This window comes from Streptomyces sp. NPDC048671 (assembly GCF_055587045.1).
On sequence record NZ_JBVJHB010000004.1, the window covers coordinates 184993 to 201558 of the forward strand.

Consider the following 16566-nt stretch of genomic DNA (forward strand, 5'->3'; position numbering starts at 1 on the left):
ATGCATTTTTGCCTACTATGCAAGATGTGCCCACCCAGAAGCCATCCGCATCGGGGCCACCGGAACGCAAGAGACCATCCTCACCGGGGCTTCGGGAACGCAAGAAGCAGGCGACCCGCAACGCCCTCACGGAAGCAGCCGTACGTCTGGCCGCCGAACACGGCGTGGAGAACGTCACGGTCGAGGCCATCAGCGAGGCCGCCGGAGTCTCGCCGCGGACGTTCTTCAACTACTTCCCCAGCCACGACGACGCGTTCGTGCTGATCGACGAGGGGGTGGGCGAGCGGATCAGGGAGTCCGTACGCCGTGCCCCGGCCGACCGTCCGCCACTCGACGTGGTCCGCGCGGCCCTCGCCGACGAACTCGACGGATTCGAGCAGCGCCAGGAGTTCTGGGCGCTGCAGGCCCGGGTCCTCCAGCGTTCCCCCCACCTCATCCAACGCGGCCTCCAGGCCCAGGTCGCGGACCAACGAGCGCTGGCCGCCGCCATCGCCGACTGGCTCAAGACCGGGACCGCCGCCACGGGAGCGGGCTCGGTCTCAGTGGGCACGCGTGCAGGGCCCCCTGTCCTGGACGACGGCCCGGATGCCATGAGCACCGGCGGGGACGCCACGCGGACGGGCCGGGGCGGGTGCGAGGGCCGTGCGGCACATCCGGATACCGGCACAGGGCACGGCGCCGACAGCCTCTTCCCTCAACTTCTGGCCGCGATCGCCCAGACCGCTGTGCGGGTCGCCGTCGAGCACTGGTGCGACCACCCCGGAGAGGTGGTACTCGCGGACACGTTCCAGGAGGTCTTCGCCCAACTGGCCCAAGGCCTGCCACGACCAACTGGATAGTCCCGCGGTTCGCGGCCCGCCGGCCCGCCGGCTCATCGTTCTGCCGGTTCGTCGTTCTGCCGGTTCTTCGGCTCTCCGATTCATCGTTCCGCCGGTTCGCCGCTCCCCCGCCCCTCCTCACCATCAATCTTTGTTCTGCCCCAGCACCGAAAAAGGACACCGTGACCGCAATAGAGGCGCCCGATCAGGCTCCGTCCTCCATGTCCAACCGGCAGATACTCCAAGCGATGTCCGGCCTGATGGCAGGCATGTTCGTCGCCATCCTCGCGGGTACCATCGTCGCCAACGCCCTGCCGCGCATCATCGCCGACCTCGGCGCGAGCCAGTCCGCGTACACCTGGGTCGTGACGTCCGAACTCCTCGCGATGACGGCCACCGTGCCGCTCTGGGGCAAGCTCGCGGACCTCTTCAACCAGAAGCTGCTGCTCCAGCTCTCGCTCAGCCTGTTCGTCGTCGGCTCCCTGGTGGCCGGCTTCTCACAGGACGTCAACACGCTGATCGTCAGCCGGGTCGTCCAGGGCGTCGGCGCCGGTGGACTCACCGCGCTCGCCCAGATCGTCATGGCCGCCATCATCCCGCCGCGCAGGCTCGGAAAGTACGCGGGCATCTTCGGCGCCGTCTTCGCCGTCGGCACGGTCGCCGGGCCGCTGATCGGAGGTGTCCTCGTGGACACCTCATGGCTCGGCTGGCGCTGGTGCTTCTTCGTCGGTGTGCCGTTCGCGCTGGCCGGGATCATGCTGCTCCAGCGCACCCTGAAGCTGCCGACCGTACGCCGTAAGGTCAGGATCGACTGGCTGGGCGCCTTCCTGATCGTCTCGGGCGTCTGCGCGCTGCTGATCTGGACCTCGCTCGCCGGCAACAACTTCGACTGGGCCTCCTGGCAGACCGCCGCACTGGTACTCACCGGTGTGGTGCTGCTGACCGCGGCGGTGTTCGTCGAGTCGCGGGCAGCCGAGCCGATCATCCCGCTGGACATCTTCCGCAACCGCACTGTCACACTCACCACCCTGGGCAGCTTCTTCGTCGGCATCGCGATGTTCGCCGGAACCGTCTTCCTCTCGCAGTACTTCCAGATCTCCCTGGGCAAGTCCCCGACCGTCGCGGGCTTCATGAGCCTTCCGCTGATCGGCGGTCTGCTGGTGTCCTCGACCGTCGCCGGGCAGATCATCTCCGCGACCGGCAAGTGGAAGCGGTACCTCGTCGCGGGCGCCGTGATCATGACGGCCGGGCTCGGCATGCTGTCGACCATCGACGCCGACACGCACTTCGGGCTGCTCAGCCTCTACATGGCGTTCATGGGCATCGGCGTCGGCATGCTGATGCAGAACCTGGTACTCGCCGCCCAGAACGACGTACCCGCGCACGAACTGGGCGCGGCCACATCCGTACTGTCCTTCTTCCGCAGCCTCGGCGGCACCATCGGAACCAGCGTGCTCGGCGCGGTGCTCGCCAACAGGGTCGCCAGCGAGATGAGCAAGGGGCTCGCGGAGAACGGCCTCCCGGTGCCCGCCGGCGGGCACGGCGGCGCGGTGCCCGACATGACCAAGCTTCCCGAGCCGATGAAGAACATCGTCGAGCACGCCTACGGAGTCGCCACCGGCGACCTCTTCCTGATCGCCACTCCCTTCGCCTTCCTCGGTCTTCTGGCGGTCCTCTTCCTCAAGGAAAAGCCCCTGAAGACGACCAGCGGCATGGAGCGCCTCGCCACGGAAGGCGCTCAGTCCTCCGCTGTCCCGGCACCCCGCGACGAGGCGGATCATGCCCCGGCAACCAGCGCGACCGGTGCTGGTACTGGTGCTGCGGCCGTAGCCGAGAAGGACTGACCCGCGCGGCGCGGATCGTACGCCGCCGCACCGAGCACGTCATACGCGAGAGCCCGCACCGCCCGTCCAGGTGGTGCGGGCTCTCGCGTGCCGGACGGGCCGGGAGAGCGGTCGCCAGTGGCTGAACGACGTCGCGGCCCGTGTCAGGATGCTCGGCATGTCTGGTCGCGCGCTGAGCTTCGGAGTGATGGCGGAAGCATACGAACGGTTCCGGCCGGGGTATCCCGTCGAGCTTTTCGACGTGGTGATGGCGTACGCGGGTCAGCCGGTGCGGACCGCCCTGGAGATTGGTGCCGGGACAGGCAAGGCAACCCGCCTGTTGGCTCGACGGGGCGTCACGGTCACCGCGACCGAGCCGGACGCGGGCATGCTCGCCGAGCTGCGTAAGCACGTGCCGACGAGCGTCGGGACGGAACGGGCCTCGTTCGAGGACTTGCGGCCGGGCGAGAGGTACGGGCTGGTCTACGCAGCCGCCGCGCTGCACTGGACGAAGCCGGCGGGCCGGTGGTCACGCATGGCCGCACTGCTGGAGCCGGGTGGCGTGTTCGCCTCGTTCGGCGGCCCGGTCCAGCTGGCCGACCCGGCTGTGCGGGAGGCTGTGCGCGCGGCACGGGCACCGTTCCTGGAGAGCGACGATGTTCCGTCCCCGGACGGGACGCCTCCGGAGGAGGACATGCAGTGGCCGGGCACGGAACTCCAACGGTCCGAGTGGTTCACCGGAGTTCAGCAGTCCGTGATCGAACGGCGCTTGACGATGAGTGCTCGTGACTACGTCGGCCATCTCTCGACCATCTCGGCCTATCTCGTACTGCCGCCCCCGGCGCAGGAGCGGGTACTCAGCGAGATCGCACGGGTTCTGCCTGAAACGGTCGAGATTTCCGCCGACGTCATCGTCCATCTCGCCCGTCGGCGCTACGAGCCGTAGTACCTCGACAGTCCGCTGTACGTCGGGCCGGTGCGTCCGTGGGTTCGGGTCGGACGCGAGGGAAGCCGGGCGCCCGTCATGGCCGAGGGCGTCGGCCGGACCTCGTCAGCTACGACGGGCGCCCGCCGAACTGCCAGTTGTGCACCTCGACGGCGGCGTACCGCTCCGGGGTCAGAATGGCGCGTGCCGTCTCGGGGTCCGTTGACCGGGCCAGCACCGCGGTCCCCAGCCAGGTGGCGCCGTCGTCGGACAGGAGGGGCCCGTAGGCGATCAGGTCGTCCCGGTCGGATGGCACCGCGAGGTCGACCGCCTGCCCCGCGCCGAGGCCGAGCACCAGGTAACGGTCGCCATCGACCGGTCCGCCGGGGAAGTCCCACATGGTCCGCCCCAGCAGGTTGCGCCACCGTCGCAGGAGTACGTCCCGGTAGACGCCGGCCTGGTAGTTCGGCTCGTCGAAGGCGAAGGCGCGGGCAGCGGCCGGATCGGGCAGGTCGACGATGTGGACGCTTCCGGTGGGCGTGTCACCGTCGTCGGTGAGCGTCGGACCCCGGGCGATCATCTCCTTCGCGTACCGGTCCATGTACGACCAGTGCTCTTCCAGCAGCTCGTCCCGCAGCGGGAGGGAGCCGGGCCGGTCGCGGTGGTAGCAGAGAAACTCCATTGCCCAAGAGTCCCTTCAACGAGGTATCCGGGTCCAGCGGGTTTCACAACGACGACTGCTCGGCGTCCCGCACTCCCCCACCTCCCGCGCTCCCCCACCTCCTGCGCTCCCGCTCCGCCGGCCCCCGGGAGGTGCGCCAGCTGCCTGCCATGTGTACGCACGTGGGGCCCGGCCGAGCTGCGGCCGGGCCCCACGGGACGGTGGCTACTCTCCGATCCGGGCGCCCTCGGCGTTCACCCGCACCCCATCGACGGTGAGTGTCCCGTCGCGGTGCGCGGTGACCTTCGCGGTCATCGCGCCCGCGAGGTCGATCCGCTGCCAACTCCCCCCGTCACCCGGCTCGTCCAGCACCGAACCGGAGGGGATCTGGGTGGCGGCGAGGACGGTGCGCCGCTGGGCGCCGGTGAGCTTCGGGTGCGCCGTGCGCAGCAGGTCCTCCGCCCCGGCCGGAACGGCCGGCGGCCGGTCGTCCGCGCCGATGTGCGGGAAGCCGTAGGTCATCCGCTCCTTGTACACCTTGAGCGCCTCGGCCGTGGGCAGGTACGGCTTCGCGCCGCCGGCGCACCGAGTGAGCGAAGCGCCCGCACCGGCCTCACGGCACTTCTGTACGAGGACGGCTTCCAGCTCCGCCTTGGCCTGCTCCAGGAGGTTGCGGAACCCTGGGTCGGACCACCGCAGCTGGGCGGTCTTCTCGCCGACGATCCGGCCGCCCATGATGTCGGTCGGATAGTGGAAGGCCAGCAGGATGCGGTTGTTGCCGTACTCGGAGGCGCGCGCCAGGATCTGCGGGGCCAGTTCGGGCAGCAGGGTGGCGAGGACGATGCCCTGCGCGTAGCCGTGGCTGGTGTGCCCGCTCGGGAAGGAGCCGTCTCCCGCGAGACCGCCGTAGCCGCCGGGGCTGTCCCACGGCTCGATCAGCCCTTCCTCGTTGGTGAATCCCATGCGCACGAAGGGGCGCTTGTACTGGTAGTTGTTCTTGGCGGTCTGGTACCAGTCGGCCGGGGAGTCCGGGGTGTGTTCGACGCGGCCGGACAACAGCGCCTGGGTTTTGGGGAGTTCGCCGTTCTTCAGTGCCTGGTCGTAGAGTCGGCCGAGGGTTGTGCCCAGTCCGTCCGCCATGGTCCGGTACGGGCTGTTCGCACCGTCCACAAGTGCCTTGTGCACCTGGGGATCGGTGGGCCCGGAGGGGGCGTTGTTGATGTCGACGACCGTCCGGTCGTTGAGTGCGGCCAGCTCCTCGTACGTCGTACCCTTCGGCAGTTCCTCGTTGGCCCCCATGATCGACGGTGTGTTCCGTGCGGTGTCGAACGAGCGCAGCAGCCAGGTGAAGTAGTCACCGCCACCGGGCGCGGAGGGCTGGGTGTCGGAGGCGTAGGAGGCACCGAGCTGCTCATCGGTGAAGGGCAGGGAGCCGGCGGTCTGTGTGAGCGAGCCGAGCCCGAGGTAGACGTCGGAGCTGGTGCTGTTGCACTGGTGGACCTCGACGGCCAGGGTGTTGGCACCCACGCGCAGGGCCGAGGCCGGCACGCTGAAGCGGGCGGTGACCGGGTCGCCCTCGCCTGAGGTGCCGTCCGGGATCTCGTACTGGAGGTTCTTCTCGATCTTTCCGTCGCCGTGGCCGGCGATGCGACGGCCGTTGAGATAGACGGTCACGGTGTCGTCGTAGACAACCGTTCCGAGGAGCCCGGTGATGGCGTCGAGGGAGGTTCGGTCCATCGAGAAAGACGTCCGGAAGAAGTACGCCTCGACGCTGTCTCCCGCGTCCTTGCGGAGCCTCAGCTTTGTGCGGACGGGGAAGTCCGCCCCGAGGTCGGTGCCGTCGTTCTTCGCGCCGAAGGGACCGGCGGCCGTCTTCCAGGGAACGGCCCCCGCGTCGAAGCCGGTCCGGGTCCACGCCGTGCGGTCCTCGTCGCCGCGCGCCGGGTCGACGCCGGGGGCGTCGAGGTAGCTCCAGGTGGTCGAGGTGTCGACGACGGCCTTGCCGATGCTGAGATCGTCGATCCAGCCCGTGGGCTCGGCACCGGATCTGGCGTGCGCGTCCTCATAGCGCAGCCGGATCTCGCTGACGCGCTTCCCGGCGAGGGCACCGAGGTCGACCGAAACGGTGTTCCACTCCCCCGGGGCGGGGGTGCCACCCGTCCTCACCTCGTGGGTGCGGGGGTGCCGGCCGTCCGGGTCTGTGTAGACGACGTCGAGCGCGACGTGGGCGGAGGCGTCGTCGTCCGGGCGGATCGCGTAGCTCAGCCTCGACTTGTGCGCGAGGGGGACATCGAGACCGGAGTGCAGGACGACCGTGGAGGAGGCCGGTCCGGAGGCGAGAACGCGGCCCGCGTACCGCAGCGCGGCCGAACCGTCCGCCGCGCCGACGGAGTCGGCGTTCTCGGCCCGGACGCCGAGTGCCGAGGCCGGGGAGCCCGCGGAGCTGCGCAGGGTCCAGTCGGCGAGCTGGAGCTTCTCGCCGTCACCTGCCGAACCCTCGCACCGGTCGGCGCAGTTGTCGGTGATGCGGAGCTGGTAGTGGCGGTACGCGTGCGGGGTGCCGATCGGGTAGAAGTTGCTCTGTCCACGGGCGCCGAAGCGCTGCCCCTTCTGCTGGTCCAGAACCTTCCAGGAGGAGTCGTCCGCGTCCCTTCCGGCGGAGTCGCTGTCGCTCCCGAGCACGGTCCACGCGGCCGGGTCGCGCGGCGGTGCGTCATTCGCGGAGGTGAGCGAGTAGCCGGTGACGGCCGCCGGGGTACGCAGGGTGTAGAGCGCGTACACGGGTTCTTCCCCGGTGGGCCGGCCACTGTCACGCGCGTACCACTTGGTGCCCGGGTCCTGATCGGCGAGGCTGCCGACGCCTTCCTGCGCACTCGTGTCGTTGGGGTGGCCTGAGCGCACGTCGCGCACGGTGGTGGTGATCCGGGTGGTCTCCCCGCGCACGTTCCGCGCCGGCCCCTGAGCCGGGAATCCGGCGGGCCGGGGCGTCCCGGGCTCGTAGGACGTGGCCCAGTACCCACCCACCTCCGACGCCGCACCTGCCTTGTCCACCGCGGCAGGCGAGACCGCGCCGGCCCCGCCTGCCGAGGCGGCCGAGGCGGACCCCGCAACGAGCGACCCCGCTACGAGCACCGCTACGACAGCACCGGCCCCCGCACCTCGCCCACGTCTCCTGAACACCCGCACGACTCGCCTCTTCTCTGCGGACAACGTTGTCATCACAGCGAGCCTGAGGGCTCGGCCGGAGACATGTCAACGCTCAGGAGACCGCGTGTCTCGTTCGCACCACCGGAGTTGAACGGAATGGGACCGGGTGCCCGTGACAACCTGTCAGGGGGCGGCGGCTGCCGAATCGGCCTCCGCCGGCAGCTGCGTGGTGGCCGTGGTGAGAGCCTGACGGCTGGACCAGGTCAGGGCCGCCGTTGCGGTCAGAGCGAGGAGCGGGACGGCGAAGCCGGCTCGTGTGCCGCCCGGACCGTCTACGAGTCGGCCTACCGCGGCGGCGGAGACAGCGATGCCCGCCGCGCTCGCGGAGTTCGTCCAGGTGAAGGCCTGGGTCAGGACCGCGGTGTCACGGTGAACCTTCCGCTGCGCGGTGGGACGGTCCGGGCGAGCGGCGCCAGTCGAGGGGCCGCCCCCCGCCGCCAGGAGTCGTCCATGGTGACGCAGACGGGGCGGAATCGAAGGCCGCGTCGGCGTCGGCTCCAGCGCCGGCAGAAACGTTGAGTGCTGAGATCGATGAATCGGGCCTGAACAGCGGGTCAGGCAGAGGACGACAGTAGCGGCGACGACGGGCGGCGAGAAGACCGCCCTGACGAACTATCCCCCGGGGCCGAGGGCCGCAGCCGGACGCGTCTCGCGGACCCGTCCCCCGGGCGCACGGTCGAACCACAACAACCCGTGGGCGTTACACGTACTGGTGGCGCCGACCGTGACAGCCCTGGAAAAAACCCCCGTGCGGGTGAGAACGAGGGTCACGAGTCCTCTTGGGCCATGTTCCTGACGGAGAATCACCCGTAGGGCCATTAAGCACAGCAGAGAAGGTTCATGATGCGTACCACCCGGAAGATCGCCGTCGCCATCGCCGCCACCGCACTGTTGGGCGCTGCGGGTGGGGAAATGGCGCAGGCCGCGGCCGTGAAGCCCGTCGGCGCCGCACCCTCCGCATGCCGTCCGGCCAACCACATCGCGAAGATCACCAAGGCGCCCAACAGTGCGGGACATCGCCACTACCGCGTCACCCTGACCGCGCCGCGCGGGTACGACCCGTGCCGGCTGGCGGGTTCGCCCACCAGTGTGCGGTTCTCGAACCACGGCTCGGAGAACAGGATCACCGCCGGCCGTTACGGCAACCAGCGGACCGCGGTGACCTTCGGCCCGGGGCACCCGGTGCACTTCGACATCCAGGTTCCCGACAACGGCCGGGGCATCTCCGCGGACGAGGCGTCCTTCACACTCCGCGCCCCGGACGGGGAGATCCCGGGCACGTCCTTCGCCGAAGGCAAGTTCAAGGTGGCAACCGGCACCCTCGTCGGCCCGGTTCAGCGCGGCGCCTGAGCGCCTTAGCCATCTTCCGGGTCCGGTCCATCTCCTCTCCGCAATCTCGTCCGGCCCTTCCCCTCCTGGTGGTGAGCCAGTTCTTCGCGGCGTCCGTTCCGGCGGGCGCCGCCTTGCTGCACCGGCCGGAACGGGGTCACCACCACCGCAGCGGAGGTTCCTCGCCGGAATCGGCGCACCAATCCCCCCATCGGAGGACGTACCCGGAAACGCCGACTCGGTCCTCGGTCCGTCTGTAGCGTCGGGTGGGCAATGGAGGGTGCGGCTCGGAGCCGCATTCGTCCCGCGGCCCTGGACGGGAGAGAGCTCGCACAACGCGCAGCCCGGCAAGCGCAACGGTCTGCTCTGAGCGCCGATGGCGTGCCCGTCGCTCCCGCACCCGTGCCGGTCTCTCGCACGCTCACCGCAGGCCCGTCGAACCTGGCCCCCAACCGGACGGCCCCGCCCGAGGAGGCAGCAAGTGAGGAAGTACCTACGCCGAGTCCGGATGGTCGAGCCGACGATCTCCGCGGCCGAGAACTCACCTGACAACCCCACGGAGCCGAGGATGGAACCGGAACAGGCGAACACCACAGCATGGGAGAGGTACGGAGCCCACCACATCGATCGGCGGACTCCCGTCCCCGATGTGGAGCGCATCGACTGGGGCGTCGAGGGCGCCGTCCCTGGGCGTCTAGGTGCTGGGAGACCTTTCCGGGAAACGTGTGCCGGACATCGGCTCCGGTATCGCGCAACACGCGGCCCCTCTCGTACGCGAGCACGGGGCGGCGGTGGATGCCGTGGACGCGTCACCGGGTCAATACCGGCGCGCCTGCGAGCGGTACGGCGAGCTGAGCGGGCTGCGTCTGCCTCCCGCCCGTGACACCCCCGTCTCCTACCGGCTGTTCCATGTACGCCGCCGCGCCCCGTCGGACCCGGCCGACCACGACGCCGCTCCCACCACCGGGCCCCGCTGCCACCTCGGAACCCCGTAATCGTTCAGAAGGATCAGAACCCTTGACCGCGAACCATGTTCATGAAGAATTCCGCATTCTTACGAATGACGACCAGCCGCAGGCGGGACGTGGCCGCCGGAGCGTGAGCCCGGTGTGGATGCCCCCCGAGCAGTACGCCGAGACGGTGCTGAAAGCGACCGCGTTCGCGTGCCTGCTCTTCACCGACGAGCACGACAACCCGCTGCAACTGAGGGCGGTGTACTCCCGGACCCACCCGTGGCAGTTGGTCGGCGGAACAATGGATCCGGGCGAGCGGCCGTGGGAGACGGCCCTGAGGGAGTGCCGCGAAGAGACCGGGATCGTCTTCGAGGGTCCCGCCAAGCTCCTCGCGTCCATCTTCGGCCAGCCGGGAAAGGAGTGGCCCTATGCCACGATCGGCTTCGTCTTCGAGGGCGGCCGGCTGACTTCCGACCAGATCAGGTCCCTCGTCCTGGACCCGGCCGAGCACGATGACGCACGCGTCCTGTCCCTTCCTGAGTGGCGGCCGCTCATGCCACGGCGTGACTTCGCCCGGCTGGAGGCCGTGATGGAGGCTCGTCGTACGGGCACAGCGGCATTCTTCGATTCATGGGACTGGGAAGACCACTGAGGGGCCGGCCGGCACCTCACCCGACTCACCTGTGGCCACCGTGGGCGCGGACCGGTTCGACCGGATCACTCGGGTGTGGTGCCAGGTCGTGAGTGTGCGCACGAGTTGCCGAAGCTGAGCATTTCGGAGTTCGGGGGAAGCCTGGCCCCGTGGGGATATCCCGGTTGTGGGGGCCAGGAGCACGGTCATATGGTCCTGGCATGTCTCTACATATTCGAATGCGCCAAGCCCTCCCGGATGCGATGCGCGCCCGCGACAAGGTCACGGTGAGCGCTCTGCGCGCAACGCTCTCCGCGCTGGACAACGCGGAGGCGGTGCCCCTGGAAGAAGCCGGGACGCGGGGGCTGTCCCTCGAAGAGTCACCGATCGGCGCCGGCTCCACCGAAGTGGCGCGGCGTGAGCTGAGCGAGCGCGATGCGACGGAGATCGTGCGAGCCGAGGCAACGGAACGACTGGACGCCGCAGCGCGGTTGAAGGCCCCCGCTCACGCTGACCGGGTCGCGCGCCTGCGTGCGGAGGCTGCCGTGCTGCACCGTTTCCTCGACGGCCACGGCACCCCGGAGAACACAGCAGATCAGCCATAGCGCGCCCGAACCGGCGCCGGCGTACACGTACCCGCCCGTACGACGGCCACTCGACGGGGTGGTCGCCGTGGCCGGAGACCATGCCTTGGCCGGGCAGTTGGTGACCCGCCCGAGCGTGACGGTTCCCGGCCCCCTCCCCCACGCCCCCGTTCCGGGCCATGGCGCCAGGGTCGAGCCGACTACGCACCACCCGTGACCAGCGAACGCACCCGCGTACCTCCGCTAGCATGTTCGAACTCACGACGGGCGCCCTCATCGCCCGTCATTCACCGGAAAACCGGTCTTTCCGGCATGAAGAGTGACTTACTCAACCAACGTCTAGCAAATCGGCCAAACAATTGATACCTATAGCATCGCGGGTGTTTTCGCGAATAACCAGCAGAATCACGTTCGCCGCGTGGCGTCAATCGAGGACGATACTGTGGGCCACGGCGGGAGTGGTGACCCTCGGATTCCTCATCGCTCTGGAGATCGCCGCACGTCGCTACGGCCTGCCGGGGCCGATCACCACCCAGGTGCAAGAAGTAATAGTCGCCCCCCAGTCGGGCTTCCTGCTGTACGCCAGTATGGCGTTGATGATGGTGGTGCTCACCTGGCGGCAACGGTTCATCGCGGTCGGTGTCGCGATCGGAATCGATGTCACCATTCTGCTGGTGCGATGGGCGGTCGACGCCAGGGTGACCGAAGGCCATCCCTTCGGCAATGGCGCGTTGTGGGTGATTCTGGGCTACGGGGTCATCGCCGTCACGCGCCGCACGGGCCCGGAACGTGTCCTGCTGCTGAAGGGCGTCGGACTGGGTCTGCTGCTGGTCGCCGGCCGCAAGACCGGTGACACCTGGCTGCTCATCACGTCGAAGACCCGTCCGGAAGTGCTCGACCAGTACGTGGCAACCGCCGATCACGCGTTGGGCAACCCGTCGTGGCTGGTGGGCCGGATGGTCACGGCGACCGGCCCGATCGGGGCCCACTTCCTCGACGCCGTCTACACACAGCTCGCGGTGGCCGCGGTCTTCGTCGCGCTGTACCAGCTGCGCAACGTGGCGGCCGACCGCCGCTTCCCGGGCCATCACCTGGTACGCACCTTCCTGGTCATCGGCCTCCTGGGGCCGGGCATCTACGTGCTCTTCCCGGTGGTCGGGCCGATCTTCGCCTACGGCGCCGACGGCGGACACTGGGCGGTGTCCAACCTGTGGCCGAACACGACGCCACCGGTCACTGCCCCGCACCACATGTCATTCGACGGGATCACACCGCGCAACTGCATGCCCAGCCTGCACACGGCATGGGCGACCGCCATCTTCATCCATTCCCGCAAGGGCCCTCGCTTTCTCCGATTCGCAGGCGCTTTCTGGCTGGTCGCCACACTCGCCGCGACATTGGGCTTCGGCTATCACTACGGCGCGGACATCATTGCCGGCGTGGTGTTCACGCTCACGATCGAGGCGGCTCTGCGCTCGCTCGACCGCGGCTGGGACCGGTCGGGAATCCAGCTCGTCGCCTACGGTGCGGCGGTCTTCGCTGCGCTCTTGGTGTCATACCGCTATCTGCCGATGCAGATGGCCAACCATCCGTGGGTGTTCGGTCCGCTTCTCGTTCTGGCGATGGCCTCGGTGATCCACGGCTACGTACGGACCACCGAACGGTGGGAACCGAAGACCGCCCCGGCGCGGCAACCGGAACCGGAACCGCTGCCCGAACCGGTTTGAGTCGTGTCGCGTCGGCAGGGGGCTGGACGCGCCCGGCGGACGCAAGGCGAACTCCGCCCCTGAGCGGGGCGGAGTTCGCGATGCTCGTGCGTGCCTGCACGCATGCGTACGCGCATGCACGTACGCCCGTCAGGCCACGCCCGCGGCAGTCGCACGGACGACGGGGGCGACAGGTGCACCGTCCTCGCGTGCTGAGGAGAGTGCGGCCTCGACCACCGCGACGGCCGCGTGAATATCGGCCGCGGTCACCAGCGGCGTGCGCCCGTAGCGGATGTCGTCGCAGAACTCGGTGAACAGCAGCCGCAGCGCCGTCGTCCCGGCGTGCCCGCCGACCTGGCGGGAGACGCTGACGCCGTCCGTTCCGCGCACGGCGACCGAGGGAGCGTCCTCGTCGGCGAGTACGTGGCCGTGCGAGCCGAGGACGCGCAGGCTGGACGAGACGGGGGCCGGGCCGACGCCGGCGGGTGTGCGGGCCACGGTGGCTGTCGCCACCACTCCGTTGCGAAGCCGGAGCGAGAGGACCGCCGCGTCCTCGACCCCGTAGGTGCCGTGCGGGCCGTCGAAGAGCGGCGTTCGGGGCGCGGCACTGCTGAAGGCGACGACCTCCTCCACCTCCAGGCCGGTCAGATACCTGATCGCCAGGGCCGGATACCACCCGAAGTTCATCAGTTCACCGCCGCCGGACAGGGCAGGGTCACAGACCAGTTCGGGGCGCTCAACGGTCGCTCCGTCGAGCCCGCCCGCCGCGAGCCACTCCGCGTCGACGGCCAGGGGCAGACCGATCGCACCGGAGTCCACGATGCGCCGGGCACGGGCGATCTGTGGGGAGTAGAGGCGGTGCACGGCGCTGAGCAGCCCGCGCGAGCGGTCGGCGGCGTCCCACAGGCGCTGTGCGCCTCGTGTGTCGGTCGCGGCAGGCTTGTCGACGAGTACGTGTCGGTCCGCTTCGAGCGCTCTCACCGCGAGGTCGACATGGCGGGTGGGTTCGCTGCACACGAGGGCGATGTCGCAGGAGGCGAGGCCCTGGTCCAGGTCGAGCAGCGGGATGTCCGTCGCGGCCGCGAGGGCGGCGCTGTCCTCGGCGAAGGGGCTGTCGGCGGTGTCCGCACAACCGATGACCTCGATGCCGGGCAGGGATCTCAGCAGCGGTACGTAGTCACGGGCGTGCCGGACCCCGGATGCGATGAGGATTCTCATTTCAGCAGACCTCCTTTACGTCGACGGGGCGGCCTTCGTCCGCGCTGAGCTGCGCTGCCAGCGCGGCGGCGAGGGCTCCACGTACTTGGTGAGGTGCGGTCAACGGGGCTGCGACGCCGTCGAGCACATCGCGCAGGTGCCTGGTCTGCTCGGTCATCGCACCGTCGATCGACGCGGGTGCGACGGGCGAGGCGGAGTGCGCTCGCGGCTCGTCCTCGCTGCTGTGGTGCAAGGTGCCGGCCGTGCCGGAGAGCATGAGCCGGCGGACGAACGTGCCCCGTTCGACGAGGGCGTAGCACAGTTCGATGGTGGCGAGAGCGCCGCCGGCGAAGCGTACGAGGATCTGGAAACTGTCGGGGGTCGGCATCCCGGATGCCCACGTACGGCACGGGCGGGCGAACACCCGGACCGGTTCGTCGTCCATGAGCCAGGTCAGCAGGTCGAGGGCGTGCACCCCGTTATGGGCGACATGTCCTCCGGAGCGGGACGCGTCCAGTTGCCAGCCCCGCCAGCCGCCGGGCCAGACGTGCCCGGTGTACCAGGTGAGGTGCGCCAGCCGGGGCGTGCCGATCGCGCCTTCGGCGACCGCTCGGGCGATCTCGAGGTGGACGGGCTGGAAGCGAGCCGTCTGGGCGACCAGCAAGGGCCGGCCGGCGGTCTTCGCGGCCGCGAGGATCCGGTCGGCGTCGGCCACCTTCAGGGCGGCGGGCTTCTCCAGCAGGACCGCTCTGCCCGCTTCTAGGGCGGACACGGACAGTTCGGTGTGCGACTCGGGAGAGGTGCACACGGCGGTGACGTCAATGCCGTCGGACCACGCGGTCGCCGGATCGGTGGACCACGTGGCGCCCTCGGCGAGCGCGGCCAGCGCGGCGGCGCGTTCGGGATGCCGGTCGACGACGTGGGTCAGCCGCAATCCCGGAACGGCCGCGATCGCGGTGACATGATCGCGGGCGATGGCGCCCGCACCGATGACAGCCACGCGGTGGTCGCTCACCTGCCGTCCGGGATCTCGCGACCTGCTGTCTCCGGGCACTGGGGCGGGGCTCATCCACGACTCCTCACTCGATGACCAAACCTTGGACATCAGACATCTTACGTCTGATGTTGAAGGGGTGACAGAGAGGCCCCCTGCGGCCGTGGGAGACGGACTGAACCTGCTGGAGGCGCGTCATCGGTGCCGCGAGCGGGTGACGGCAGCCCCTTCCGTACTCTTGAGGCATGCGCATGCGCCCCACTCTGAGCTGGGCCCCCACCGAGGACCTGCCGCCCGCCACCACGGATCTGGAGCCGATCGCCGATGCCCTGAGCACCGGCGGTGTGCTGGTGCTCAGCGGAGCGGGTATCTCCACCGAGTCGGGCATCCCCGACTACCGGGGCGAGGGCGGGAGCCTGAGCCGACACACCCCGATGACGTACCAGGACTTCACCGCAAGCGCCCAGGCCCGGCGCCGGTACTGGGCGCGCAGCCACCTGGGCTGGCGCACCTTCGGCCGCGCCCGCCCCAACGCCGGGCACCGAGCCGTGGCCGCGTTCGAGCGGCAGGGCCTGCTCTCGGGGGTGATCACCCAGAACGTCGACGGCCTGCACCAGGCCGCCGGCAGCGAGGACGTCGTGGAGCTCCACGGAAGCCTTGACCGGGTCGTCTGCCTCTCCTGCGGCACCTTCACCTTGCGCCATGAACTCGCGCGGCGGCTGGAGGAGGCCAACCCGGGCTTCGGGCCAGTGGCCGCCGCGATCAACCCGGATGGTGACGCAGACCTCACCGACGAGCAGGTCGGGGACTTCCGCACGGTGTCCTGCACCCTCTGCGACGGCGTCCTCAAGCCGGACGTGGTGTTCTTCGGCGAAGCGGTGCCGCCTCAGCGGGTCGAGGACTGCCGCGAACTGGTCCGCGAGGCTTCCTCGCTGCTGGTCCTGGGCTCTTCGCTGACGGTGATGTCCGGGCTCCGGTTCGTCCGCCAGGCGGCCCAGGCCGGGAAACCGGTGCTGATCGTCAACCGGGACCCGACCCGAGGAGACCGGCACGCAGTCACCCGTGTCGCGCTCCCGCTGGGAACAGCCCTCACCGCCGTGGCCGACCACGTGGGCATCGCCGTCAACAACGGGACGGCGGGGCCTGCGTAGAGGGGCCGGTGATCCCTGCCCGCCGGAATCGGGCCGAGCACGGTCTCGCGCCGAAGGCGACGTCCGCGGGATACGGCAACCCTCACGGACGTCGCCTCACGCCGGGTGGTGCGCCGGATCAGCGGACCTCGGTGACCCGGTGTTCCTTGAACTTCGCGCAGTTGGAGTTCTCCACCGACACGTACACGTTGTCGATGTTGCCGCCCCAACTCACGCAGTGGCCCTTGCCGTAGACGTAGCCGGGCCCCGCGTACGACGTGTACTTCCCGGAGTCCCCGGCCCAGTCGTCGGTGTCGGGGACGTAGACGTACGTGGACATTTCCTTGGCCGCACCCGGGTTGGCACGGATGGTCGCGACGCAGTTCTTGCCGTTCGCGGAGTTGTACGTCAGGTAGACGGTGCCCAGCGAGCCGACGGGCACCGAGTTCACGGTCTTGTAGGAACCACCGCAGACGCCCTGCGGTGTGACATTGGGTGCGGCGGAGGCGATCGTGCCGAACGCGGCCGTGGCACCCAGCACCAGTGTGGTCAGAGCCCCGACAGTCGCGACATTACGCATGCTTCGCATATATCCCCCTTGTGTCCCT

The 16566-nt window shown here is 69.6% G+C and carries 14 protein-coding genes; 9 read left to right on the plus strand and 5 right to left on the minus strand.

From position 1 onward, the window contains the following. Window positions 1-26: 26 nt before the first annotated feature. The 3 genes from ACZ6S6_RS09875 (at window position 27) to ACZ6S6_RS09885 (ending at window position 3587) form a co-directional block, all read left to right on the plus strand. On the plus strand, window positions 27-839 hold the full coding sequence (locus ACZ6S6_RS09875) for a TetR/AcrR family transcriptional regulator (RefSeq protein WP_469704667.1): 813 nt from the start codon (window positions 27-29) through the stop codon (window positions 837-839). 200 nt (window positions 840-1039) lie between these two features. Beyond that, window positions 1040-2662: an MDR family MFS transporter gene (locus tag ACZ6S6_RS09880; protein ID WP_469704995.1), complete on the plus strand. Its 1623-nt coding sequence runs from the start codon at window positions 1040-1042 to the stop codon at window positions 2660-2662. Window positions 2663-2819: 157 nt separating this feature from the next. Further along, window positions 2820-3587 (plus strand): class I SAM-dependent methyltransferase, encoded by a 768-nt coding sequence (locus ACZ6S6_RS09885; protein ID WP_469704668.1) that lies wholly within the window; start codon window positions 2820-2822, stop codon window positions 3585-3587. A gap of 109 nt (window positions 3588-3696) precedes the next feature. Here ACZ6S6_RS09885 and ACZ6S6_RS09890 read toward each other — a convergent pair whose 3' ends face one another. Further along, window positions 3697-4248 (minus strand): YciI family protein, encoded by a 552-nt coding sequence (locus ACZ6S6_RS09890; protein WP_469704669.1) that lies wholly within the window; start codon window positions 4246-4248, stop codon window positions 3697-3699. Between the two features lie 204 nt (window positions 4249-4452). Beyond that, complete coding sequence (locus tag ACZ6S6_RS09895; RefSeq protein WP_469704670.1) at window positions 4453-7359, minus strand: acid phosphatase; 2907 nt, start codon at window positions 7357-7359, stop codon at window positions 4453-4455. 915 nt (window positions 7360-8274) lie between these two features. On the opposite strand from ACZ6S6_RS09895, the gene ACZ6S6_RS09900 reads away from it, so the two are divergent. The 5 genes from ACZ6S6_RS09900 to ACZ6S6_RS09920 all read left to right on the plus strand — a co-directional run bounded on the left by ACZ6S6_RS09900 (window position 8275) and on the right by ACZ6S6_RS09920 (window position 12658). Further along, entirely contained in the window at window positions 8275-8784 is a 510-nt protein-coding gene (locus tag ACZ6S6_RS09900) for a DUF4232 domain-containing protein (RefSeq protein ID WP_469704672.1), read from the plus strand. A 704-nt stretch (window positions 8785-9488) separates the two neighbouring features. Then, window positions 9489-9758, plus strand: coding sequence for a class I SAM-dependent methyltransferase (locus tag ACZ6S6_RS09905; protein WP_362955377.1), 270 nt, complete (start codon window positions 9489-9491; stop codon window positions 9756-9758). 118 nt (window positions 9759-9876) lie between these two features. After that, window positions 9877-10368, plus strand: a complete 492-nt coding sequence (locus ACZ6S6_RS09910; RefSeq protein ID WP_362955375.1) for an NUDIX hydrolase — start codon at window positions 9877-9879, stop codon at window positions 10366-10368. Between the two features lie 242 nt (window positions 10369-10610). Continuing rightward, window positions 10611-10952: a GatB/YqeY domain-containing protein gene (locus tag ACZ6S6_RS09915; RefSeq protein WP_362955630.1), complete on the plus strand. Its 342-nt coding sequence runs from the start codon at window positions 10611-10613 to the stop codon at window positions 10950-10952. A gap of 437 nt (window positions 10953-11389) precedes the next feature. Beyond that, window positions 11390-12658 carry a phosphatase PAP2 family protein gene (locus ACZ6S6_RS09920; RefSeq protein ID WP_362955373.1) on the plus strand — a complete coding sequence of 423 codons (1269 nt, stop codon included), beginning with the start codon at window positions 11390-11392 and terminating at the stop codon, window positions 12656-12658. Between the two features lie 129 nt (window positions 12659-12787). Here ACZ6S6_RS09920 and ACZ6S6_RS09925 read toward each other — a convergent pair whose 3' ends face one another. Both ACZ6S6_RS09925 and ACZ6S6_RS09930 read right to left on the minus strand, forming a co-directional pair. After that, window positions 12788-13855, minus strand: coding sequence for a Gfo/Idh/MocA family protein (locus ACZ6S6_RS09925; protein WP_469704674.1), 1068 nt, complete (start codon window positions 13853-13855; stop codon window positions 12788-12790). A 1-nt stretch (window position 13856) separates the two neighbouring features. Continuing rightward, window positions 13857-14903, minus strand: a complete 1047-nt coding sequence (locus ACZ6S6_RS09930) for a Gfo/Idh/MocA family protein (RefSeq protein ID WP_362955367.1) — start codon at window positions 14901-14903, stop codon at window positions 13857-13859. A 170-nt stretch (window positions 14904-15073) separates the two neighbouring features. On the opposite strand from ACZ6S6_RS09930, the gene ACZ6S6_RS09935 reads away from it, so the two are divergent. Continuing rightward, window positions 15074-15979 carry an NAD-dependent protein deacetylase gene (locus tag ACZ6S6_RS09935; RefSeq protein WP_469704676.1) on the plus strand — a complete coding sequence of 302 codons (906 nt, stop codon included), beginning with the start codon at window positions 15074-15076 and terminating at the stop codon, window positions 15977-15979. 118 nt (window positions 15980-16097) lie between these two features. On the opposite strand, the gene ACZ6S6_RS09940 is transcribed toward ACZ6S6_RS09935, so the two are convergent. After that, entirely contained in the window at window positions 16098-16547 is a 450-nt protein-coding gene (locus ACZ6S6_RS09940; protein ID WP_362955362.1) for a spore-associated protein, read from the minus strand. Window positions 16548-16566 lie beyond the last annotated feature (19 nt).

Excerpts from the sequence above, each read along its gene's own strand:
- ACZ6S6_RS09900 (WP_469704672.1), top strand. The coding sequence starts at position 8,275 with ATGATGCGTACCACCCGGAAGATCGCCGTCGCCATCGCCGCCACCGCA.
- ACZ6S6_RS09940 (WP_362955362.1), bottom strand. The coding sequence starts at position 16,547 with ATGCGAAGCATGCGTAATGTCGCGACTGTCGGGGCTCTGACCACACTG.
- ACZ6S6_RS09925 (WP_469704674.1), bottom strand. The coding sequence starts at position 13,855 with ATGAGAATCCTCATCGCATCCGGGGTCCGGCACGCCCGTGACTACGTA.
- ACZ6S6_RS09930 (WP_362955367.1), bottom strand. The coding sequence starts at position 14,903 with ATGAGCCCCGCCCCAGTGCCCGGAGACAGCAGGTCGCGAGATCCCGGA.
- ACZ6S6_RS09935 (WP_469704676.1), top strand. The coding sequence starts at position 15,074 with ATGCGCATGCGCCCCACTCTGAGCTGGGCCCCCACCGAGGACCTGCCG.
- ACZ6S6_RS09880 (WP_469704995.1), top strand. The coding sequence starts at position 1,040 with ATGTCCAACCGGCAGATACTCCAAGCGATGTCCGGCCTGATGGCAGGC.
- ACZ6S6_RS09915 (WP_362955630.1), top strand. The coding sequence starts at position 10,611 with ATGCGCGCCCGCGACAAGGTCACGGTGAGCGCTCTGCGCGCAACGCTC.
- ACZ6S6_RS09885 (WP_469704668.1), top strand. The coding sequence starts at position 2,820 with ATGTCTGGTCGCGCGCTGAGCTTCGGAGTGATGGCGGAAGCATACGAA.
- ACZ6S6_RS09910 (WP_362955375.1), top strand. The coding sequence starts at position 9,877 with ATGCCCCCCGAGCAGTACGCCGAGACGGTGCTGAAAGCGACCGCGTTC.
- ACZ6S6_RS09890 (WP_469704669.1), bottom strand. The coding sequence starts at position 4,248 with ATGGAGTTTCTCTGCTACCACCGCGACCGGCCCGGCTCCCTCCCGCTG.